At 63.3% G+C, this 21931-nt stretch carries 16 protein-coding genes; 5 read left to right on the top strand and 11 right to left on the bottom strand.

Features of this window, described 5'->3' with window-relative positions; translation table 11 throughout:
* Positions 1 to 43 precede the first annotated feature (43 nt).
* From AC6R19_RS18245 to thiI, 5 genes are all read right to left on the bottom strand, one after another.
* The gene (locus AC6R19_RS18245) at positions 44 to 1024 is read right to left on the bottom strand and encodes a hypothetical protein (RefSeq protein WP_500581284.1); all 981 of its coding nucleotides are present in this window, start codon (positions 1022 to 1024) and stop codon (positions 44 to 46) included.
* Positions 1025 to 1125: 101 nt separating this feature from the next.
* Entirely contained in the window at positions 1126 to 1809 is a 684-nt protein-coding gene (locus tag AC6R19_RS18240; protein ID WP_500581283.1) for a hypothetical protein, read from the bottom strand.
* Positions 1810 to 2020: 211 nt separating this feature from the next.
* Positions 2021 to 3829 carry a translational GTPase TypA gene (gene typA / locus AC6R19_RS18235; RefSeq protein WP_500581282.1) on the bottom strand — a complete coding sequence of 603 codons (1809 nt, stop codon included), beginning with the start codon at positions 3827 to 3829 and terminating at the stop codon, positions 2021 to 2023.
* Between the two features lie 198 nt (positions 3830 to 4027).
* Positions 4028 to 5557 carry a DUF4382 domain-containing protein gene (locus AC6R19_RS18230; protein ID WP_500581281.1) on the bottom strand — a complete coding sequence of 510 codons (1530 nt, stop codon included), beginning with the start codon at positions 5555 to 5557 and terminating at the stop codon, positions 4028 to 4030.
* A 199-nt stretch (positions 5558 to 5756) separates the two neighbouring features.
* Positions 5757 to 7229, bottom strand: coding sequence for a tRNA uracil 4-sulfurtransferase ThiI (gene thiI, locus AC6R19_RS18225; protein WP_500581280.1), 1473 nt, complete (start codon positions 7227 to 7229; stop codon positions 5757 to 5759).
* 306 nt (positions 7230 to 7535) lie between these two features.
* Here thiI and glnA point away from each other — a divergent pair, with 306 nt between their 5' ends.
* From glnA to AC6R19_RS18200, 5 genes are all read left to right on the top strand, one after another.
* Entirely contained in the window at positions 7536 to 8942 is a 1407-nt protein-coding gene (glnA, locus tag AC6R19_RS18220) for a glutamate--ammonia ligase (protein WP_500581279.1), read from the top strand.
* Positions 8943 to 9083: 141 nt separating this feature from the next.
* Complete coding sequence (locus tag AC6R19_RS18215; RefSeq protein WP_500581278.1) at positions 9084 to 9740, top strand: DUF4124 domain-containing protein; 657 nt, start codon at positions 9084 to 9086, stop codon at positions 9738 to 9740.
* Between the two features lie 348 nt (positions 9741 to 10088).
* Positions 10089 to 11153: a nitrogen regulation protein NR(II) gene (gene glnL, locus AC6R19_RS18210; RefSeq protein ID WP_500581277.1), complete on the top strand. Its 1065-nt coding sequence runs from the start codon at positions 10089 to 10091 to the stop codon at positions 11151 to 11153.
* A gap of 52 nt (positions 11154 to 11205) precedes the next feature.
* Complete coding sequence (gene ntrC / locus AC6R19_RS18205; protein WP_500581276.1) at positions 11206 to 12618, top strand: nitrogen regulation protein NR(I); 1413 nt, start codon at positions 11206 to 11208, stop codon at positions 12616 to 12618.
* Between the two features lie 305 nt (positions 12619 to 12923).
* Positions 12924 to 13289 carry a VOC family protein gene (locus tag AC6R19_RS18200; protein ID WP_500581275.1) on the top strand — a complete coding sequence of 122 codons (366 nt, stop codon included), beginning with the start codon at positions 12924 to 12926 and terminating at the stop codon, positions 13287 to 13289.
* 597 nt (positions 13290 to 13886) lie between these two features.
* On the opposite strand, the gene AC6R19_RS18195 is transcribed toward AC6R19_RS18200, so the two are convergent.
* The 6 genes from AC6R19_RS18195 to AC6R19_RS18170 all read right to left on the bottom strand — a co-directional run bounded on the left by AC6R19_RS18195 (position 13887) and on the right by AC6R19_RS18170 (position 21545).
* Positions 13887 to 14405 carry a peroxiredoxin family protein gene (locus AC6R19_RS18195; RefSeq protein WP_500581274.1) on the bottom strand — a complete coding sequence of 173 codons (519 nt, stop codon included), beginning with the start codon at positions 14403 to 14405 and terminating at the stop codon, positions 13887 to 13889.
* A gap of 93 nt (positions 14406 to 14498) precedes the next feature.
* Positions 14499 to 16079 (bottom strand): tetratricopeptide repeat-containing sulfotransferase family protein, encoded by a 1581-nt coding sequence (locus tag AC6R19_RS18190; protein ID WP_500581273.1) that lies wholly within the window; start codon positions 16077 to 16079, stop codon positions 14499 to 14501.
* Between the two features lie 118 nt (positions 16080 to 16197).
* Positions 16198 to 18456 carry a TonB-dependent receptor gene (locus AC6R19_RS18185; RefSeq protein ID WP_500581272.1) on the bottom strand — a complete coding sequence of 753 codons (2259 nt, stop codon included), beginning with the start codon at positions 18454 to 18456 and terminating at the stop codon, positions 16198 to 16200.
* Positions 18457 to 18953: 497 nt separating this feature from the next.
* On the bottom strand, positions 18954 to 20015 hold the full coding sequence (locus AC6R19_RS18180) for an AI-2E family transporter (protein WP_500581271.1): 1062 nt from the start codon (positions 20013 to 20015) through the stop codon (positions 18954 to 18956).
* 121 nt (positions 20016 to 20136) lie between these two features.
* A complete protein-coding gene (locus AC6R19_RS18175; RefSeq protein WP_500581270.1) occupies positions 20137 to 20838 on the bottom strand; it encodes a D-Ala-D-Ala carboxypeptidase family metallohydrolase in 702 nt (233 codons plus the stop codon).
* Between the two features lie 38 nt (positions 20839 to 20876).
* Complete coding sequence (locus tag AC6R19_RS18170) at positions 20877 to 21545, bottom strand: D-Ala-D-Ala carboxypeptidase family metallohydrolase (RefSeq protein ID WP_500581269.1); 669 nt, start codon at positions 21543 to 21545, stop codon at positions 20877 to 20879.
* Positions 21546 to 21931: the final 386 nt, after the last annotated feature.

The raw sequence follows: 21931 nt of genomic DNA, 5'->3' as shown, positions 1-21931 counted from the left end.
GGCCATGGCCGCTCCTACAGCTGCACCGGGATCGGGTTTCCGGTTAAAAGCTGGCCTTCAGCATCAGGGAAGTGACGGTTTCGTTGTAGTCGGCGCTGGCCAGGTTGGAATCCTGGTTGCCGTATTCCACCTTGCCGACGGCGGAGATGGCCGGGGCCAGTTCCATTTCCCAGCTGGCCTCCAGGGTGCGGCGCTGGTCCTTGCGGTGGCTGTCGGCAGTGGAGTCCAGGGCGGGATCGAAAGCGTCGCCGAGCGCGGGATATTCCGGAGCGGGATCTCCAGGAGTGAGGTGGTCCCGCGCGTAGTCCCGCGACCTCTGGCGCCAGGCCAATTGCACTTGACTGTCCCTGCCCCACAGGGAAAAGCGCTTGGAGTAGCGGCCGCGGAAAGTCAGGCCCCGGTAGTCGAACTCGTCTGTGCGAGCGTTTTCCTCCTCGACGCCCAGGCCGATGGAAACAAAACTCGCGGCGCCGTCAAAGAACACAAAAACGTCCGCATCCAGGCCATCCGCGGTGGCGTTGCGCGCCGGATTGCCGGCAAATTTCTTGTCGCGCTGGTTACAGGCGGCGCGCAGATAAAACCGTTCGTTCAGCAGCTTGCCCCCGTAGAGACTGCGCTGTTCCAGTTCCAAAAAAGGCTCGCTGGCCAGGTCCGCATCGGCACGGTGATAAGTGCCGCCCAGGGTCAGCAGGCTGAAATCGTAACTGGCCTTGAGGGACAGGGTGCCCAGCACCTGGTCGAAATCGTCGAGCTCGCGGTAGGACTTGCGCCCGTGGCGGTAGCCGCCTTTCAGGGTGAATTTGTTCGTGAGCCGGGCGCGGCCGTGAAGTTCCGCGTTCAGCAGTGTGGCGGTGTCGGCGCTATTCGAAACGCGATCCAGCTCCTGCAGCGCGAGGTTGCTGTCGTATTCCAGACCGGCGCGGGCTTCGAAATTTACGGCTACCTTGTCTTCCGCCGCGGCGGTGACGGCGAGAGTGCAGCAGCACAGCGCCAGCAGCGATTTTGTAAAACGATGGCTATTCATGGTTCGGACTCCTTTTACTTTTTGGATTCCTTTTGACCGGATCCTGGGATCCGTCGAGCCGAGGCGGGGCCGTTGGCGGCCCCGCGTGCGCGGGAGAGGTTTTACAGCTGGCCCAGCAGACTGGCGTCCAGGCTTTCCTCTACGGTGGCGTTCACGGTTTCCTGCACGGCGGCGGTAATTTCGCCGTTTACCGCGGCCTCCACCTGCCCGGTCACTTCGGCGGCTATCTCGGTGCTTGCCGCAGCCTCGGTGGCGGCTTCCAGGGCCTGCGCGACGCTGCCGCTGACGGCGGCTCCGATACCGGCGGAAGCATCCGCATTGACGCTACTTGCCAGCGCGGCGGCGGTATTGGCGGAGTTGCTGATTGCGGTGGAAGCCGTGCCCTCGGCACCGGCGCGGACGCTGTCGATACCGGCGGTGGTTTTTTCCTTCGCCTCAACTGCCGCGTCTTTCGCCATTTCCGCTCCGGCCCGGGCCTTGGCGCCGGCGCTCAGGGTGGCGGAGTGTGCGAGGCCGACCACGGCATCGAGGCGTCCCGGTGCCTGATTGCCGGCCCACGCCGTCCGATCCGCCGCCACTTCCGCAGACTGGCCGGCTTCCCGACCCTTTTGCGAAGCGGCGGTACCGTCCGCCTGCGCGCTGCCGTGCGCGGATATGTTTGACTGCAACTGCACATCCGCACTGACTGCCCCACTGGCGTTGGCTTCGGCCTGCGCGCCGGCAATCGGCGCCTGGCTGGCGGTGGCGATCAGGCTGGCTGCGAGAAAGGAGCGGTAGAGTTTCATGGTTGTGTCCTCGTGTTGGTTTCACAGGGACGACGGGCGGGCTCGGAATTTATTCCGCGAGGGGGAATTTTTTCTGGTGAAATATCCGGGCGGGCCTTTCGGCCCGTTTGCGGAGCTGGGGCTCCGCGGTCCCGGGGGAATACTTTTAACGCTGGGGCAACAGCAATAAAAAACGGGCCCGATGGGCCCGTTTTTTCGGCGGCAACTGCGCTTATTTCTTCGCGCGCTTGCGCATATTCTCCTGCAGGATTTTCTTGCGCAGGCGGATGTGGTTCGGCGTCACCTCCACCAGCTCGTCGTCCTCGATAAACTCCAGCGCCTGCTCCAGGGTGTGGCGGATCGGCGGGGTCAGGGTCAGGGCCTCGTCGGTGCCGGCGGCGCGGATGTTGGTCAGCTGCTTGGCCTTGGTGGGGTTCACCACCAGGTCGTTGCCGCGGGAGTGAATGCCCACTATCTGGCCCTCGTAGATATCCTCGCCGTGGCCGAGGAAGAGGCGGCCGCGGTCCTGCAGCGCGTAGAGGGCGTAGGCCAGGGTCTTGCCGTTGACCATGCTGACCAGCACGCCGTTGATGCGCTTGCCCACCTCGCCCATTTTCACCGGGCCGTAGTGGTCGAAGATGCTGGTCATGATGCCGGAGCCGCTGGTCAGGGTCAGGAACTGGTTGCGGAAGCCGATCATGCCGCGGGACGGCACGACAAATGTCAGGCGCACGCGGCCCTTGCCGTCCGGTTCCATGTTGGTCAGGTCCGCCTTGCGCAGTCCCAGCTCCTCCATGATCGGGCCCTGGTGCTGTTCCTCGACGTCGATCACCACCTGCTCGTAGGGTTCGTGGATCTCGCCGTCGACCTCCTTCTGCACCACTTCCGGGCGGGACACACCCAGCTCGAAACCTTCCCGGCGCATGTTTTCGATCAAAACGGAAAGATGCAGCTCACCGCGTCCGGAAACCTTGAATTTATCCGGAGAGTCTCCCTGCTCTACCCGCAGGGCCACGTTGTGGATCAGCTCCTGATCCAGGCGCTCCTTGATGTTGCGCGAGGTCACGAACTTGCCGTCCTTGCCGGCGAAGGGGGAGTCGTTGACCTGGAAGGTCATGCTGACGGTGGGCTCGTCCACGGTCAGGGCCGGCAGCGCCTCGGGCTTTTCCGGGTCGCACAAGGTGTCGGAGATGTTCAGCTCGCCGACACCGGTGATGCAGACGATGTCGCCGGCGCTGGCCTGCTCCACTTCCATCCGCTCCAGGCCCAGGTAGCCCATCACCTGCAGCACCTTGGCCTTGCGCGATTTGTCCTCGCGGTCCAGTACCACCACCTGCTGGTTGGGTTTCAGGGTGCCGCGGGTGATGCGGCCGACGCCGATGACGCCGACGTAGCTGTTGTAGTCCAGCGCGGAGATCTGCATCTGGAAGGGGCCGCCCAGGTCCACTTCCGGCGGCGCCACCTTGTCGACGATCATCTGGAACAGCGGCGTCATATCCTCGGCCAGATCGGTGTCGTCGAGGCCGGCGATGCCGTTCAGGGCGGAAGCGTAGACCACCGGGAAGTCCAGCTGCTCGTCGGTGGCGCCGAGGCTGTCGAAGAGGTCGAACACCTGGTCCATCACCCAGTCCGGGCGCGCGCCGGGGCGGTCGATCTTGTTGATCACGACGATCGGGTTCAGGCCCTGCTCGAAGGCCTTCTGGGTCACGAAGCGGGTCTGCGGCATGGGGCCGTCCACCGCGTCCACCAGCAGCAGCACCGAGTCCACCATGGACAGCACCCGCTCCACCTCGCCGCCGAAGTCGGCGTGCCCGGGGGTGTCGACGATATTGATGCGGTAGTCGTTCCAGCGGATGGCGGTGTTCTTGGCCAGGATGGTGATGCCGCGCTCCCTCTCCTGGTCGTTGGAGTCCATCACCCGCTCGGCGCCCTGGTCGCGGCGGTCGAGGGTGCCGGACTGGGACAGCAGCTTGTCGACCAGGGTGGTCTTGCCGTGGTCTACGTGGGCGATGATCGCAATATTGCGCAACTTCTCTATCACTGGGGGCCTCTGGGCTTGATGCGTGAAATGGTAGGGGGCGGGGGCCTGCGGGGGTTGATACTGCGGCGGTCCGGCCAAAGGCGGCGATTATAGAGGCGATGCGTGACAATTGGGAGCGGGGATTGGATAAAAATTGCACGGGTGCGGGGAAAGGGCGGGCAGGGAGTGGAGGGGCGAGAGAGGAACGGGGCCGCAGGCTCAGGTCCCGTCGGCGATGACGGTTTCGGCGACAAAGCAGCCGTCTGTGCCCTCGGTGCCGAAGGCCTCGATGGGCTGGTCGGCCGCGAGGTCCTCTTCGGACACCTGTTCGCTGACTTGGCGGCCGTCCACCTGGGTCACCAGGAAGATGTCGGCCCCCTCGGTATCGACGCAGCGGTCACCGCTGTCGGTGGCCAGGGTCAGCGCGCCGGCCTCGGCGGACAGCAGGGTGCCGGAGAGGCGCAACTGGGGCACCTCGTCCAGCCTCAGCACCATAAAGGCCGTGCGCACCTGCCCCGGCTCTGCCAGCACACCGTCGAGCTTTGCCTTCAGTTCCGGCTGGATGGCCTCCGCCTCCAGCTCGGCACCGGCGCGGGAGAAGATGCGGGTCTGCGGGAAGAGGACGGCGCTCAGGGCGGTGCCGCCCCACTGCTCGCCTTCGGCCTGGAAGCCGAACTGGCCGCTGGTAACCTGGCTGGTGACCCCGCCGCGCAGGCGCGGGAATTCACTGGGCAGGCCCTGCTCTATCACCAGGGCGTCGGCGCCGTAGATATCCTGCACCGGCATGCCCTGATCGTTCAGCAGAATGGCGCCTTCGGGCACGGCCTGGGTGTCAAAGTTCTCGCAGGACTCCGGCGGCGGCTGGTCGCCGGTGCTGCGCGCGGGATACCACAGGCGACAGGACCCGGGCGGCGGGAAGTGGCCGTAGGGAATGGCGGGAATCTCGGTGACGCGGCGGTTGATATAGCCGACCACTATCACGTCGTCGCCTTCCAGCAGGTCGGCGGAGCTGGCGGGCATGCCGTCGGCGCCGAAGAAGCTGGTCTGGATATCGGTCTTTATCTCCGCGCAGGCGCCCAGGGCGCGGCGCTTGGTGTCCACCTCGGAGATCAGCTGGGTGTCGCAGATGCGCAGCCCGTCCGCCAGGACCTCGTCGACGATACCGCTCAGGCGCACGAAGCGGTCTGCAGGCAGCTGCTCGCCGATTTCGACGAAGATCACCGGCTGCAGCACCAACTCGCCGCCCTGCTCTGCCAGCAGCTCCAGGGCCTTGTCGATATCGAAGTCGATCTTCAGGAAGAGCACCTGGCCCTCGGCGATGGTAAAGGCGCTCTCCGGGGCCAGGTCGATGGTGTTGGAGGGCAGTGAAACCCGGGTTTCCACCAGGGCGCCGCTGTCGTCTTCCGCCACTATGACTACGTCGGACATCCGGATGCGGACGAACTGGTAAGTGCCGGGGGTGACCGAAGTGATGTTGAACAGCTCGTAGAAGTCGGTGAGCTGGGCGAAATCGACCCGCTCCTCGCCGTCGAAGACGGTGTGTGACTGCTCCTCGCCCACCAGCTCGATCCTGGTGATGGTGGCGAGCAGCCGCTCAATATCGTCGGAGGGCGCGTCGGTGAGCATGATGCCGATCATGGCGTCGGGGGCGCTCATGACCGCTTCCTGCTCGGGTTCACCGGAGGAGCCGCCTCCGCCGCAGCCGGCGATTGCAAATAGCAGGCACAGGAGAATCGCGAAATTGCGCATTGCCTTTACCTCAGTTGGAAATGGGAAACTGAACGGCGCGGAGTTTAGGGGAAGAGCGGCGGGGGAAAAACGAATCGGGTCACGCCGGGCGGGGGCAGGGTGCGCATTTGTGGAATTCTGGAAAGAGTCCTGTGTCGGGAGGACATCCGGGCGCCGGAAATTTCGCGCTGTGCAAAAAACCGACGCCACCAGTCAGCAATTATTGATCGGGGGAGGCTTTTTCCGGCCTGAAGACACCCACATTGCGGTAGCCCTCGTCCAGCAAATGCGACGCATGCAGCTTGCTCATGACGCCGCGCTTGCAGTAGAGAAGATAGTTGCGGTCCTTGTCCAGCTTCTTGAAGGCATTGCTCAGGCGGTAGAAGGGGATGGTCTCCACATCGGTGCCGGGCACTTCCAGCGGGTCCAGCTCCTCCTCGTCCGGGTGGCGGATATCGATCACCACCTGGCCGTGGGGCTCGGCGACCACCTCCACGTCCGGTGTCTCGCCGCGCACGTCCTCCATCACCTCGTCGATATTCTGCATCACGCGGTTGCCGATGGCGCGGTCCAGGACCGTGAAATCGAAGCGGTTCTCCTCGTTTTCCACTTTTTCCATTTTCGCGCGCGTGGTGGGCTTCACCGAGATCACGCCGCAGTACTCGGGCATGTTCGCGGCGAACTCCTCGGTGCCGATCTCTCGCGCGGTGCGGATGATGTCGGTCTTGTCGCTGGTGATCAGCGGGCGCAGCACCAGGGTGTCGGTGACGCTGTCGATCACCGACAGGTTCTTCAGGGTCTGGCTGGACACCTGGGCGATGGCCTCGCCGGTCACCAGCGCGTCCACCTCCAGTTCCTTGGCGATCACGGAGCCTGCGCGCAGCATCATGCGCTTCAGGATCACGCCCATATAGGAGTCGTCGACATTCTCGAGGATCTCCGCCACCACCTCGTCGAAGGGCACAGTGACGAAGCGCACCCGGTGGGAGGCGCCGTATTTCTGCCACAGGTAGAAGGCCACCTCCTTCACGCCGAGTTCGTGCTGGCGCCCGCCAAGGTTGAAGAAGAGGAAGTGGGTGCGGATGCCGCGCTTGATGGTCAGGTAGCTGGCCACGGTGGAGTCGAAGCCACCGGACACCAGCGACAGCACCGGGTCCTGGGTGCCGAGGGGGAAGCCGCCCAGGCCCGGGGTCTGCTGTTCCACCACGTTGAGCTTGTCGTGGCGTATCTCCAGCTTCACGGTGATGTCCGGGTCCTTCAGCTTGACGCCGGCGGCTTGGGTATTCTGGTTCAGGCCGCCGCCCACATACTGCTCCACGTCCAGGGACTTGAAGTCGTGGTCGCCGGTGCGCTTGGCGCGCACGCAGAAGGTCTTGCCGGTGAGCTTGTCGCCCCAGACGGACAGCGTCTTCTCGTAGATGTCCTGCAGGTCGCCCAGCGGGAACTGCTGCACCCGCGAGAAGTTGGCGATGCCGGGGGTGTGGGCCAGCACCTCCTCGATGCGCCCGCCCAGGTGGGCCACTGCATCGGGGGCTATGACGTCGATTTTCTCCCAGTCCTTGCGCACCTGGATGCGGTCGTCCAGCTGCCGCAGCAGGCGCTGCAGGTTTTCCTTGAGCTGGCGCGACATGCGCTTGCGCACCGGGTTGCTCTTGATGGTGATCTCGGGGAAGAACTTGACGACAAAGTGCATGGGAATCCGTGGTGTACCGCCTGTGGATGGAAGGTGCGGCATTATAAACTAGCTGGCGAAAAGTTGGTCATGCACACCATTGGTGCGCAGCTGCCAGTATGCGCGCCAAACTGGTGCATGCGGATGTGGCCGGGCGGACACTTTACCTCTATTCTGGCCCCTGTCCGCCCCGCGCACGCCGCAAACGCAGCCCCAACGCCACTGCCCCAATTTGGCACACTCCTTGCTTTGTTTCACGCCAGGTAGAGAGTTGAAGCCACAGAAGGGCTTTGCGACAAATTACTTTTCAAGACCTGGAGGATTCCAATGTCAGCTAAAACGCTCGGTTTGATCAAAGAGAGTGAAGCCAAGTGGGTAGACCTGCGCTTCACCGACACCAAGGGTAAAGAACAGCACGTGTCCATTCCGGCGAAGGAAGTTGACAGCGAGTTCTTCGAAGAGGGCAAGATGTTCGACGGCTCCTCCATCGCCGGCTGGAAGGGCATCAACGAGTCCGACATGATCCTGATGCCGGACGACGACACGGCCTTCCTGGACCCCTTCACCGACGAGAGCACCGTGATCATCCGCTGCAACATCGTCGACCCGATCACCGGCCAGGGCTACGAGCGCGACCCGCGCTCCATCGCGCTGCGCGCCGAGGAATACCTGAAGTCCACCGGCCTGGGTGACACCGCCCTGTTTGGCCCGGAGCCCGAGTTCTTCGTCTTCGACGACATCACCTGGGGCGCGGAAATGGGCGGTGCCTTCTACAAGATCAACTCCGAAGAGGCGGCCTGGTCCTCCGGCGCCACCTACGCCGAGGGCAACATCGGCCACCGCCCGGGCGTGAAGGGCGGCTACTTCCCGGTTCCGCCGGTCGACTCCCTGCACGACATCCGCGCCGCCATGTGCACCGCCATGGAGCAGATGGGCCTGCATGTGGAAGTGCACCACCACGAAGTTGGCACCGCCGGCCAGTGTGAAATCGGCGTCGGCGCCAACACCCTGACCAAGAAAGCGGACGAGGTGCAGATCCTCAAGTACGCAGTGCACAACGTGGCCCACGCCTACGGCAAGACCGCGACCTTCATGCCCAAGCCGCTGGTGGGCGACAACGGTTCCGGCATGCACGTACACCAGTCCTTCAGCAAGGACGGCGTCAACCAGTTCGCCGGCGACGCCTATGCCGGCCTGTCCGAGACCGCGCTGTTCTACATCGGCGGTATCATCAAGCACGCCCGCGCCCTGAACGCCATCTGTAACGCCTCCACCAACTCCTACAAGCGTCTGGTGCCGGGCTTCGAGGCGCCGGTGATCCTGGCCTACTCCGCGCGCAACCGCTCCGCGTCCATCCGCATTCCGTTCGTGCCGAGCCCGAAGGGCAAGCGCATCGAGACCCGCTTCCCGGATCCGACTGCCAACCCCTACCTGGCCTTCGCCGCCCTGCTGATGGCCGGCCTCGACGGCGTCAAGAACAAGATCCACCCCGGCGACGCCGCCGACAAGGACCTGTACGACCTGCCGCCGGAAGAGCTGGCCGAGTACCCGACCGTCGCCTCCAGCCTGGAAATGGCCCTGGATGCACTGGATCAGGACCGCGCCTTCCTGACCGAGGGCGGCGTATTCACCGACGACGCCATCGATGCCTACATCGACCTGAAGCGCGCCGAGGTGGAGCGCCTGCAGATGACCACTCACCCGGTCGAGTTCGATATGTACTACTCGGTGTAAGTCTCACAACTTCACACTGTTGCAAAAAGCCCGCACCGCCCTGGTGCGGGCTTTTTTTTTGCAGGTACACTAGCCTTTAATTAACCGGGACCCGGGATTCCCCCCCCAGTAGGAGCGGCCGTTGGCCGCGATCGAGGACCGATGAAAGGACACAAACTGCTACTGGCACTGCTGCTCGCTGCCCCCCTGGCCACCCTGGCCGGCGGCGACGGCACCGACGACCTGCCCGCAGGCAACGCCATCTACAAATCCGTGGGTCCGGGCGGCCGTGTCGTCTTCAGCGACAAGCCGCTGCCGGGGGAAAAGGCGGAGAAGGTCGACCTGGGCCCCACCAATGTGCAGCCCATCGCCCTGCCGCGCCCCCTGCCCATCCGCAAGCTGTCGCCGAAAGACCGGCGGGACCAGGAGGACGAATACACCGGCCCGATCAATTTCGCCATTGTCAGCCCCCAGGACGGCGCCACCATCCCCCCTGGCCAGCGCTTTATCGTGCTGCAGGTGGCAGTGGACCCGGTGCCGCGCACCGGCTACCGGTTCTTCGCCGTGGTGGACGGCCAGCCCTGGGCCGGGAGCTCCTCCGGCACCAGCCTGGATATCTCCGCCCTGGAGCGCGGCTCCCACAGCGTGCAGGCGGTGCTCACCGACCCGGGCGGCAATGTGCTGGCCCGGTCCCAGGCCGTCACCATTTACGTGCATCGCCCCGGTGGCACAGTGCCGGACAACCCGGCGGGCCAGGCGCAGCAGGCGCCCAAGGCCCCGGTGGCCCCCGGGCTGCCGAAGGCGCAGCCCAACAACTGATCCGCTTCCCACGGGACCGGGCTGCGCCGGGTCCCGTCCATCGTATCTGCCCTCTCCCGGACGTCCACGCTGGCGTTTTTTTAATCAATGCACAATAATGGTGCATCTCCGGGAGGGCGATCCGCAGTGTGTCCCCACTCGCATCACAGGGCGCGCCACGACAGGCCCCGCGGCCTGGTTTCGCCCCCCGACGGGTCAGTGCCGGCCACCCGAAAGCGCCGTCGGTACCCGCATGCGCCATTTTGGTTTGCTTCTTGCACTGACAGAAAACAACGGCCTATTGACGACGTTTGGCGGGGTGCGGACCGCGGGTCCGCGCCGCGCCCCGATTGAACCGGAAACGACTGCATGCTCAACGACCGCCAGTTGCGCCAGCTGCTGGACAGCCTGACCTCCGCGGTGCTGGTGCTGGATGACAGCCTGCTGCTCTGCTACCTCAACTCTGCCGCCGAGGACCTGCTCGCCGCGTCCAGCGCGCGGGTCAGCGGCCTGCCGCTGGAGGAGGTGGTGCGCGAGTCGCAGGCCGCCGAGCAGGCCATGCGCAGCGCCCTGGCCAGCGGCGAGAAGTACACGGTGCGCCGCGCCAGCTGGCGGCTGCACAACCTGGAGACACGCACCGTCGACTACTCGGTGAGCCCGGTGCCGGAACTGGGCCTGCTGCTGCTCGAGGTGCAGTCCATGGACCGGCTGCTACGCATCGCCCGCGAGGATGCGCTGATCAGCGCCCAGGAGACCACCCGCAACCTGGTGCGCGGCATGGCCCACGAGGTGAAGAACCCCCTCGGCGGCATCCGCGGCGCGGCGCAGCTGCTGCAGCGGGAGCTGCCGGACGAGGAGCTGTCGGAGTACACCCAGATCATCATCGACGAGGCGGACCGGCTGCGGAACCTGGTCGACCGCCTGCTGGGCCCGCGCAAACCGGTGCAGCTGAAACCCACCAATGTGCACGAGATACTCGAGCGGGTGGCGCAACTGATCGATGCCGAGTGCGACGGCGAACTGAAAATCCGCCGCGACTACGACCCGTCGATCCCGGACATCCCCGGCGACAGCGAGCAGCTGATCCAGGCGCTGCTGAATATCGCCCGCAATGCCATGCAGGCCCTGGACGAGAGCATCGGCCTGGCGGCCGGCGAAATAGTTTTGCGCACGCGCATCCAGCGCCAGTTCACCATAGGCCGGCGCCACTGCCCGCTGGTGTGCCGTATAGAAATCGAGGACAACGGCCCGGGCATTCCCGAGGACATCCGCGAGCGCATCTTCTACCCGATGATCTCCGGGCGCGCCGAGGGCTCGGGCCTGGGCCTGTCGATCTCGCAGAACATCATCAATCAGCACCGCGGCCTGATCAAATGCGACAGCCGCCCCGGGCAGAGCGTCTTCCAGATCTACCTGCCCTTAGCTGGCGAATAGAGAGCCAGCGAATGATGAGCCAACGAATAACTGATTTAGCGGAAGTGTGAGTATGAGCAATCGCGTTTGGATAATTGACGACGACCGATCGATCCGCTGGGTACTGGAGCGCGCCCTGGCCCGGGCCGGCATCGAGACCAAGTGCTTTGAGAACGGCGACCGCGCCCTGGACGACTTCTACAGCGACTCGCCGGACGTGGTGATCAGCGATATCCGCATGCCCGGTTCGGACGGCTTCAAGCTGCTGCAGCGCTTCCAGGCGGAGAGGCCCGCGCTGCCGATCATCATCATGACCGCCCACTCGGACCTGGATAGCGCCGTGGCCGCCTACCAGGGCGGCGCCTTCGAATACCTGCCCAAGCCCTTCGACGTGGACGAGGCGGTGGCCGTCACCCGCCGCGCCCTGGCCCACGCCAGCGAGCAACTGCACGACAGCCGGATCGAACTGGAGAATGCCGGGGGGCGCAGGGAGATCATCGGCGAGGCGCCGGCGATGCAGGAGGTGTTCCGCGCCATCGGCCGCCTGTCCCACTCCAACATCACCGTGCTGATCAACGGCGAGTCCGGCACCGGCAAGGAGCTGGTGGCCCAGGCGCTGCACAACCACAGCCCGCGCAAGAACCAGCCCTTTATCGCCCTGAACATGGCCGCAATCCCCAGGGACCTGATGGAATCGGAACTCTTCGGCCACGAGAAGGGCGCCTTCACCGGCGCCAGCTCCCAGCGCGCCGGCCGCTTCGAACAGGCCGACGGCGGCACCCTCTTCCTGGACGAGATCGGCGATATGCCGGCGGAGACCCAGACGCGCCTGCTGCGGGTTCTCGCCGACGGCGAGTTCTATCGCGTCGGCGGCCACACGCCGGTCAAGGTGGACGTGCGCATTATCGCCGCCACGCATCAGGACCTGGAAAGGTTGGTGGAGCAGCACAAGTTTCGCGAGGACCTGTTCCACCGCCTGAACGTGATCCGCATCCATATCCCGCGCCTGGCCGACCGCCGCGAGGACATACCGCGGCTGGTGCGCCACTTCTTCAACGCCGCCGCCAAGGACCTGGGGGTGGAGCCGAAAATCCTCACCAGCGAAACCGAGAAATACCTCGCCGGCCTCGACTGGCCCGGCAATGTGCGCCAACTGGAAAATACCTGCCGCTGGATCACCGTGATGGCCTCCGGCCGCGAAGTGCATGTCGAGGACCTGCCCCAGGAACTGCAGCAGCAGGCCGCTGCCGGCGACACCCCGCAGGACTGGCAAAAGGCCCTGCGCCTCTGGGCCGACCAGGCCCTGGCCACCGGCCGCCGCGAAATCCTCGGCGAGGCGGTGCCGGCCTTCGAGCGCGCGCTGATCGAGATTGCCCTCAAGCACACCGCCGGTAGGAAGCGCGATGCGGCCGAGCTGCTCGGCTGGGGGCGCAATACGCTGACGCGCAAGCTCAAGGAACTGGGCATCAACGGCGATGCGGACTAAGCGCCGGACAGCAACACCGGCACGGCTGACATGGAAAGGAATGAGGTTAAAAAGTACTGCTTGTCTCTTGCCGGTGCTCGGGAAGACCCAAAGGGAGGTCCAGCGAATATCCTTGCCTATAAAGCCGGGGACAAGAATGCCTACTTCAAAACCGGCGCTCCGGGGCAGTGGCGTTTCAGTGTCAGGGGCAGTCCCGAAAGGTTTGTGGAGCTTACAGACCAGGATGGTATAAAGCCGATACATGCACAGGTCTCACTGGATAACGTTATCCGGAACCCCTTTTCATAAACTTGTCGAGGCCCGATATGTTCGATCATATAAATCTTCCGGTTTCAAACTATTCAGAGAGCAAGCGTTTCTACGAGACTGTGTTGGCGCCTCTCGGTCATACCCTGATCATGGAGCACCCGATATCCGGCGGCGGCTTTGGCTCCTCCGGCAAACCGGGCTTCTGGATAAAGGAAGGCAGACCGATAGCTGCAATTCACGTCGCCTTCGCCGCTAAAGACCGGGCATCGGTAGATGAATTCTACGCAACCGCCATTGCTGCGGGCGCACAGTGCAATGGCACGCCCGGCTTACGGCCGGAGTATCACCCGGCGTACTATGGTGCCTTTGTATTGGACCCGGATGGGAACAACGTAGAAGCCGTGTGTCACTTTCCCGAGTAATAGTGAGTGTGGCATCAGAGAGCGAAATGTCGCCTGGCGAAGCCGTACCAGGGAATGGACAAGGTGGCCCCGTCGGCACACGCCGGGTACAACTATGGTACGGTCCCGGGTTTGAGGCCGAGCGCGACGAGGGATGGAGCTTCACGATGGAGGGTCTCGGGGTCAAGTCCTGCATTTCCAGCCTTGAAGTCACTGGAGTGCACAGCTTTTCCGATCGGAAAAGGTGGACGAGGGTCGACCTGGCGACTGGGGAGCGCCCCGAGGGTGAAATGGAGTCGACTGGCGCACTCGACCGGGACCCGGTTTCACCCGGCGATGTGGCGGAGGAGCACTTCGGCTTTACAAAGACTTTCGGAGGAGTGCAACGGCACCGGCTGCCGGATCAATGCGCAGCGGCTGACGGTGGAAGTGCCGCTCAACAGCGACGAATACAAACCGCGAGTGCAGTAGGCGATCGCCGCGCTCCCTCCCTTGAGGCTCTGGCGCAATCGAGCAATCTCAAAGCGGCAATCGTCACTCCGCCGGCCAGTTGCTCACATGGACACCACCAAGCTGCACTTGGTGTCCTTAACATTTCGGTGCCGCATAGCGCAGGCGTCAGCTTTTCCGCGCAACTCCCAGCTCATCCAGCGTCCGCGCGATGTCCTCGGCGCTGGTGGCCGGGTGGATCTCCTTGTCTATCTTGAGAATGCGTCCGTCTTTACCGATATAGATGGTGATGCGGCGCGCTATGTTCATCACCGGCATCAGTACATCGTAGGCCTTGGCCACCTCGCCCTCGGGGTCGCTGAGCAGCGGGAAATCGGCTTCCTGCGCCGCGGCAAATTTTGTACTTACCTCCACCTCGTCGGTGCTCGCCATAAAGTAGGCGACATTGTACTCGCGGATCAGGTGACCGTTTTCGGCCAGGGATTTGCATTCTATGGTGCAGCCCTTGGTAAAGGCCTTCGGGTACCAGGCGATGACCACGGCCTGTTTGTCCTTGAAGTCGGACAGCGAGTAGGTTTTTCCGTCTGAGGCCTGCAGGGTGAAGTCGGGTGCTGGCTGGCCGGGTTCCAGTGCCAGGGTCGGCAGGGCGACAACTGAGGTGAGCAGAAAAGCGATTAGGCGTTTCATTGTGCAATCCGTTCCTGTTTTTGCATATGGTGGGTGCGGCTATGCTAACCGGCGCGGTGACAGGAGGCCACTGCGGGAGCGCGGGCGCCGCCATTACGCCACCGCAATACCCTCAGCCTGCAGCCGTTGCCGCAGCGGCGCGAGGGCGTCGGCGAGTTGGCGCCAGCGGCCCACAGAGCGGCTGTGCATCGGTTGGCGCACCTGGGCGGCGCTGGCGGTGGCTGCGGCGCCGGATGCGCGATGGAAGTCGAGACAGACGGGCTCGAAGGGCAGCCCCAGCCTGTCGAGCAACAGCCGGGTCTGTTGCTCCTGGCCGGTCACCAGGCGATCGTAGTCCACCTCGATCAGTCTTTCCCCCAGCAGCGAGCGCCAGTGCGCCATCAGCCGATGATAAGCCGCATAGTAATCACCCAGTTCCTCCAGTGTGTAGGAAAAAGGGTAGGCGTCCGCGAACAGTTGCTTGAACATGGCGAAGCAGCTGTCCATCGGATTGCGGTGCACATGCACAATGCGCGCCTGCGGGAAGGCTTTGGCCAGCAACGGCAGGTAGAGGAAATTATTCGGGAGCTTGTCGGTAAAGTAGGGACTGCCATCGCGCAGATAGGCGATTTCCTGTCGATACAATTCTGCGGCCCGGCGCAGATCCAGTGTGGCCGCCTGCGCCGCGATATCTGCCCTGAACAGCCCCGCCGCGCGGATGTTGGCGAGCCGCTTGATGGCCATTGGCCACTGCGCAAGCTCGCCCAGGGACTGGACTTGGCTGTGGCTGGACACTATGCGCTCCAACAGGGTGCTGCCGGATCGGGGCAGGCCGAGGATAAACACCGGCTCGCCCTGCCGGTCGCCGGAGCACTCCGGTGTGTCGCTGAACCAGCGCTGATCGAAGCGCTCGATCAGCGTACTGAACAGTGCCTGGTCGTCCTCGATCCGGTAGCGAATGCTCTCGCGTTGCAGCCTGCTCCCGTCCCGGTAGTGGGCCCAGGCCCTGTCCCACTGCGCCAGGTCTTCATACTCCTTACCCAATGCATAGTGAAGATACACTCTGGTCCCGACACCGACATTTTCCCCGGCCAGTAGGGCCTCCATGGCCTGGCAGTGTTCGCGATTTACGGCCCGGCGCGCTTTGGCGAGCTGCCAGTGGCTGCGGCCGTGCGCCGGGGCGAGCTGGAGGGCGCGTTCGAGGTTGTGCACCGCCTCCGCGTCCCTGCCGGCAAACAGCTGTATAGCTGCGGCGTTGGAGAGGATGGCGATATCCGCGGGTGCCAGTTCCGCGGCGCGGCGGATCAGAGGCTCGGCTTTTTCCTGCTTGCCGATATGGCTGAACACGGTCGCCAGGAGGTCCAGCAGTTTGGCATTCTCCCGCGCCGGCTCGATACAACGGTCCGCCTCCCGTTCCGCGTCCGCGTGGCGGCCGGCCTGCACCAGACAGCGCGCTTTCTGGATGCGGGCATCGAAACGGTTTGCATCGATTTCCAGTGCGGTCTCGAATGCGCGCAGGGCCACACCGATCTTGCCGCCTTCAGCGGCGGCGAGCCCGAGAACGAGATGGGCATCGGCTTGCCGCGGATCCCTTTTAAGAATGTCGATACACAGCGCGGTGGCGGTACGCCAGTCTTTGTGTGCTACCGCCGCACGCACTTTTTCGAGCTGCTCTTTGGGGTCCGGCTGAATCATGGCTACCTGCTAATGACGGCCTGTGTGTGGCTTCATAAGAATCGGGGCACATTATAGAGCCCGGAAATAAAAAAAGCGGGGCAAGGCCCCGCCAAACAATTGTGTGAGAGGAATGGATTCAAAACTCGTAGGAAACACTCAGTCCGAGCGTGCGCGGCTGGCCCACATAGTAGAACTGGCCGCGCTCGCCGTAGCGTTTCTCACTGCGGACGCCTGAGAAGTAGTACTCGTTGGTGATGTTGTCGGCGAACAGCGACGCGCGCCACTGGTCCAGGCGGTAGTCGGCGGACAGGTTGGCCACCACGTAGGAGTCCAGTGTCTCGTTGTCGAAGTTGTCGCCAATGCTGTTCAGGCGGGTCTGCACGTCGTCCTTGTAGTAGGCGTTGCCGCGCAGGGTCAGTTCACCGGTGGGCACTTCGATCGCATAGTCGAACGCCACATTGGCCTGCAGGTTGGGTACGCCCGGGAAACTGTCGCCGTCGAAGCCGTCGATTTCCGGTGCATCGCCCTTCAGCGCGTGGTCGTAGTAGGTGACCCAGCCGCTCAGGGTCAGGTTGTCGGAAACCGCCGCCTGGGTGGACAGCTCCAGGCCGGTGATCTCACCGCGACTGGCGTTCTTGGTGATGTTGATCGCGGCCTCCTGGGATTTGGTCGGAACCTGCAGGTCGCTCCAGTCGATTATGAATACGGCGCCGTTGAAGATCACCGCGCCCTGGGCCAGGGTAGTGTGCCAGCCCAGTTCATAGTTGACGGCTGAGTCCGAAGTGAAGGTCTGTTCGCTGTCGAGCAGCTGTGGGCCGGCATTGGCGCCGCCGCGGCGGAAGCCTTCGGCTACAGTCGCATAGAGCATCACGCCGTCGGTGAAATCGTACGCCGCGTTCAGCTTGAATACGGTATCGTCAATTTTCCCCGAGCCTGAGCGACAGTCGGGTTCAATGGCGGGGAGCTCCCAGTATGCGTATACGGGAATGATGTTGCAGTCATAATCGAAGGTTTCTTCCTGCTCGAAATAACGAGCGCCCACAGTCAACTGCAGCTGGTCGTTGGCGTGGAAGGTGGTCTCACCGTAGACCGCGCGCTCCTCGAAAGTACTGTCGGCATAGCGCCAGTACTCGAGTTCACCGTAACCGGTGTCGATGCCGGCCCAGTCCTGGTAGCCGGGGGTGTACTCACGGGCGTCCAGCAGGGTGTCGGTTTCCTCGTAATAGACACCAGCGATCCAGTCGAGCCAGTCGGGCGAATTGGCGTCCGTGGACAGGAAGCGGGTTTCGTGCACCAGGGATTCGGACTGATTGTCGTCCACGGTGTAGCCGGAGAACTCGGGGAAGTCGCAGTATCCTGGCCAGATGTCGACGCAAAGCAGGTCGGTCTGGTCGCGGTTGCCGATGCCCTCGTATTCGGCGAGAGAGGTGGTGGAGAAGATCTCGATGGCGTCGCTGTTGTAACCGAGCTCCGCGTTGAACAGCGAGTCTTTGTTCTCGCGCACTTCCTCGTAGCGCAGCGCGGAGGAGAAATCACTGCCGGTAAACTCGGGGTTCACCGCCTGGCGGCCGCCGGCCTTGGAATTCTGTACATAGTAGTTGCCCTGCGCGAAGAACTCGTCGGAGGGCTCCCAGCGCAGGGAAACGCGGGCGGAATTGGTTTCCTCGCTGTTGGCATCGTCGATGGTGCGTTCGGCATTGCTCACGCCCGGCTCGACGAGCACATTCTTGTAGTCCACGAAGCCGGCGTCATCGACGCGGGTGCCGGAGAAGCGCAGCGCCAGGGTTTCGGACAGGGGCAGGTTGAGGACGCCGCTGACCTCGGTGGAGATGCCGTCGCTCTCGCTGTTCTGGTAGATCTCGGTACTGATGGAGCCCTCGATCGCCTCGGTACTGGGCTTGTTGAGGATATAGCGCAGGGTGCCGGCCATGGCGCCGCGACCGTAGAGGGTGCCCTGGGGACCGCGCAGCACTTCGACCCGCTCGATGTCCACCAGCTTGAAGTCGATCAGCAGCGGGGTGTCGTTCACATAGCGGGAGATGATGTCCTTGCCGCCCTGGTTCTCGGACGCTTCCAGGCCACCGACGTTCATGCCGCGCAGGGTCACCAGGCCGGTTGAGCGCGCGCCGGCGTCGATCATCTGCATGCCGGGAATGAATTGCACCATTTTCGTCAGGTCATCGGCGCCGATATTTTCGAGCGCCTCGCCGGTGACGGCGGTGATGTTGTAGGGAATTTCCTGGATGGACTCGGCGCGGCGGCTGGCGGTGACCACCACCTCTTCCAGTGTCGTTGCACTCTCCTGTGCCTCTTGCGCCACCAGGGGCGCGGCCTGGCCGGCGGCGATCGCCAGCGCAATCAGGTTCCTGCGGTAGTGTTTTATGGTCATACCCATGGTTCTCTCATTTTTGGTTGTCATTGTTCGCGCGAATCGGTCTGGGTGGCGTGCTTGCCAGTGCGGGAATTTGGTGCTTGTGAAAATGTCGCCTGCTCGATGGGGCAGGCATTGGGCCGTCAGGGTGCGCGGCACAGGGCCGCCGCCCCACCGGGAGGAGGGGGAACTCAGTTATTGAACCATTCGCTGAGGTGATAATCGCTGGAGCGATCGCAGAGCGGGTCGCCCGCAGCGCGCTTGCTTGGATACATGGCGGTTCGTTGCGGTAACTTCGGCCACACTTCTACCGCATGGCCTGTCGCTATGCAAGAGCGCGGGGAGTGGCGGTGGACCGGCGGGAAAATATAGGCAACTTTTCTGCGAAAAAGGGATAAATGTCAGGTGTCGCGATGCCGGTATCGGTCGCGTGGTCTTGTTACGTTGCCCCGGTCCTGGCGCGGCGCAGGGATCTACTCTACCGACCGGAGGTTGGATTCATCGCCCCGGGCAGTAAGCAACTAGGGGGACTTTTTCGGGGGCGAGTTGATGAATTCCCGCATAAAGATCTCCCAGAAGGCCATAAACAGTGCCGCCAGCAACGGCCCTATGGCGAAGCCGCTGATACCGAACATGATCAGGCCGCCGACAGTGGAGAAGAGCACTATATAGTCCGGCAGCTTGGTGTCGCGCCCCACCAGCATCGGCCGCAGCAGGTTGTCCACCAGGCTGATGACGGCGAAGCCGAACACCAGCAGCACCGAGGCCTTGACGATGTCCCCAATGGCGTAGAGATAAATCGCGGCGGGGAACCAGATCAACGCCGCGCCGATAGCGGGCAGCAGCGACAGCAGTGTCATGACCACCCCCCACAACAGCGGTGCCGGCAGGCCGAGGATCCAGAAGATGAGTCCGCCCAGGGTGCCCTGGGTCACGGCGACCACCAGATTGCCCTTGATGGTGGCCCGGGTCACCTCGGCGAACTTGGCCAGCAGCAGGTGCTCGCGTTCGTCTCCCAACGGCAGGGCGCGGATCAGCAGGTTCACCAGCTTCTCGCCGTCGCGCAGCAGGAAGAAGGTCAGGTAGAGCATCAGCCCCAGCATCACGAAGAAGTTCAGGGTGTTCTGTCCCAGGGCCAGGGCGTTCTTGGCCAGGAAACTGCCGGCACTCATAAAGCCGCCGAGCAGGCGCTGTTTGATCTGGTCCAGGTCGAGGCCGGTGCGCTCCAGCATCGCGTTGATGCCGGGAAAAGCAGTGCGTACCTTTTCCAACTGCTGCGACAGATCTATCTGGCCGCTCTGGATTTTCTGGTAGACGCCCACTGCCTCGTTGATAAAGGTACTGGCCACCGCCAGCACCGGAATCACCACCAGCACCACGCACAGCAGCAGTGTCAGAAGCGCCATCAGGTTGCGCCATTTTGGGAAGCGCCCGACAAGGCGGCGGTAGACAGGGAAGAAAATCAGTGCAATGGCACAGGCCCAGAAGATGGGGGTGAAAAAGGGCTTCAACAGCAGCGCAAAGGCCAGTGTCACCAGCACCAGTGAAACGATAAACGAGCGCCTTTCCAGTTTTTCCTGCACCGGACATTCCTTCAATTATTGTTGTGGCGCATTAAAACAGAGCGCCCGAATCGCGCCTATGTAATCAGAAGCCGGTGGCTTTTACCAGTGGCCGCAGGCGCTTACCAGTTGCCCCGGGCATTTACCAGCGCCGGTAGCCGCAGGTATCCACGTGAAAGCGCACCCCGCTGTAGATGCCGAGACCCATATTCCACTTGCGCCCGGAATTCTTGTGGATGTCGCGCAGTATCGGCACCAGTTGCCTGCGCGAGAATTTTTTCTCCGGGACCATGTCCAGGCCGCAGAAGTGCATGTGTTTGCTGAGCTTTGAGCCACCGGCCTTGCCGTTGTAGGTGTCGGTGCGCCAGCCGGACAGCACGTGCACCGGCCCGATGCGCGGGATTATTTCCTGCTGCACCACGCGCAGTGTATCGACCATGGTCTTCCAGTTTTCCTCCGGCGGTATCGCGAAGGGCGGTTCGTCGATTTCCTGCCAGTCGCTACCCTGGCGCAGCAGCTGGAAGGGCGGCACAACCTGGTCCACCTGGTTCCGTTGCAGGAAGTTCTCCAGCTTCGCGTAGGTCTCGCGATTGTTCCCCTCACTCAGGAACTTGTCGAAGGCCTTCTCCGAGGCGGCGGCGTAGCCCTTGATCTCGTAGACGTCGGGTATCGGCCTGTACTCCACCGGGGTGACTATGCGCTCCGCCAGCTCCCGGACTTTGTCTACGGTCAGCACCACCAGCGCGATGATGCCGGCGAGCACCAGGGCGGAGAACCAGATGATCCGGCGCCGCTCGATATGAATGTCGACATATTCGTGGTCTTCACTCTCATGTATATCCATGGAAAGAATCCATAAGGTATCCAGAGGGGTTCTGCAGTTCACCAGGTCCGGTAGCCGCAGGTGTCTATGTGGAAGCGCAGGTTGTAGTAGATGCCCAGCCCGAGGTTGCTCCCGGGCCCGAGGCGCGCGTGCAGGCTGCGCAGTTCCTCCACCAGCTCCTTGCGGCTGATATTGGATTTCGGGATCAGGTCAAGGCCGCAGAAGTCGCGGTGCTTGCTGCTGCTGGCGCCGCCCGACTTGCGGTTGTAGTTGTCGGTGCGGTAGGCGGAGAGGATGTCCATCGGCCCCAGCGCGGGCTCCACCTCGTCGCGCAGCAGGACCAGGGTAGCCACTATGTTGCGCCACTGGTCGCTCGGCGGTATTGCGAAGGGCGGCTCGTCGATATCCAGCCAGTCGGTGCCCTGGCGCAACAGGTTGTGCACCGCGGTCACATCGCCGACGCCGCGTTCCTTCAGGAAGTCGGCCAGCTGATTGACGCGCGCGCGGTTGCCGCTGCGGCGCAGAAAACTATTGAAGCTCTGCACGGTGGCGACACGGTAGCCCTTGAGTTCGTAGTAGGGTTTTTCCAGGGTTTTCAGGTAGAGGTAGAGCCACAGGGCGGCAACCACCAGCAACAGCAGGGCCGCCAGGCCGGCCACCACCAGGCGGTTGATGCGCTGCCCCGGGGGACGGGGGCCGTAGGGGGACAAGGGAATGCCTGCGGACATGACTGCTGTTCGCGACTGCTCACCAAGGGAAAAATCGGGCGCCGCGGCGCCTCTTTATTCACTATAGCCGCAAATGACAAAGCGCCTGCGGATTGCTCCGCGGGAGCTTGGAGGAATGGTGCAGGAGCGGCGGGGCGGCCATCCGCCCACGGCCGCGATCGGACTTCGACCGGTCCTGCTGCCGGTGGCCGCCCGGGAAAAAACCTGATCGGTAAATGTTTCCCAGGCAGTCACCGGCAGCAGAACCTGACTCAGTGCCGTCCGGCAGAGCCCAGTCGCGGCCATGGGCCGCTTCTCTAAAGCGGCTCCTGATGTCAACCACTAATCTGGTTTCCGCTGTCCAACCATTACTGAGTTTCAGGCTTCTCTACGTGGTCGCTCAAGGC

The organism is Microbulbifer sp. SE14 (assembly GCF_059834885.1).
Note: the sequence above shows the minus strand (reverse complement) of the source record. Positions and strands in the feature narration are given on the sequence as shown.

What these genes read in the sequence shown, in the direction of transcription:
- AC6R19_RS18245 (WP_500581284.1), bottom strand. Translation starts at nt 1,024, where the DNA reads ATGAATAGCCATCGTTTTACAAAATCGCTGCTGGCGCTGTGCTGCTGC.
- AC6R19_RS18240 (WP_500581283.1), bottom strand. Translation starts at nt 1,809, where the DNA reads ATGAAACTCTACCGCTCCTTTCTCGCAGCCAGCCTGATCGCCACCGCC.
- AC6R19_RS18230 (WP_500581281.1), bottom strand. Translation starts at nt 5,557, where the DNA reads ATGCGCAATTTCGCGATTCTCCTGTGCCTGCTATTTGCAATCGCCGGC.
- thiI (WP_500581280.1), bottom strand. Translation starts at nt 7,229, where the DNA reads ATGCACTTTGTCGTCAAGTTCTTCCCCGAGATCACCATCAAGAGCAAC.
- glnA (WP_500581279.1), top strand. Translation starts at nt 7,536, where the DNA reads ATGTCAGCTAAAACGCTCGGTTTGATCAAAGAGAGTGAAGCCAAGTGG.
- AC6R19_RS18215 (WP_500581278.1), top strand. Translation starts at nt 9,084, where the DNA reads ATGAAAGGACACAAACTGCTACTGGCACTGCTGCTCGCTGCCCCCCTG.
- glnL (WP_500581277.1), top strand. Translation starts at nt 10,089, where the DNA reads ATGCTCAACGACCGCCAGTTGCGCCAGCTGCTGGACAGCCTGACCTCC.
- ntrC (WP_500581276.1), top strand. Translation starts at nt 11,206, where the DNA reads ATGAGCAATCGCGTTTGGATAATTGACGACGACCGATCGATCCGCTGG.
- AC6R19_RS18200 (WP_500581275.1), top strand. Translation starts at nt 12,924, where the DNA reads ATGTTCGATCATATAAATCTTCCGGTTTCAAACTATTCAGAGAGCAAG.
- AC6R19_RS18195 (WP_500581274.1), bottom strand. Translation starts at nt 14,405, where the DNA reads ATGAAACGCCTAATCGCTTTTCTGCTCACCTCAGTTGTCGCCCTGCCG.
- AC6R19_RS18190 (WP_500581273.1), bottom strand. Translation starts at nt 16,079, where the DNA reads ATGATTCAGCCGGACCCCAAAGAGCAGCTCGAAAAAGTGCGTGCGGCG.
- AC6R19_RS18185 (WP_500581272.1), bottom strand. Translation starts at nt 18,456, where the DNA reads ATGGGTATGACCATAAAACACTACCGCAGGAACCTGATTGCGCTGGCG.
- AC6R19_RS18175 (WP_500581270.1), bottom strand. Translation starts at nt 20,838, where the DNA reads ATGGATATACATGAGAGTGAAGACCACGAATATGTCGACATTCATATC.
- AC6R19_RS18170 (WP_500581269.1), bottom strand. Translation starts at nt 21,545, where the DNA reads ATGTCCGCAGGCATTCCCTTGTCCCCCTACGGCCCCCGTCCCCCGGGG.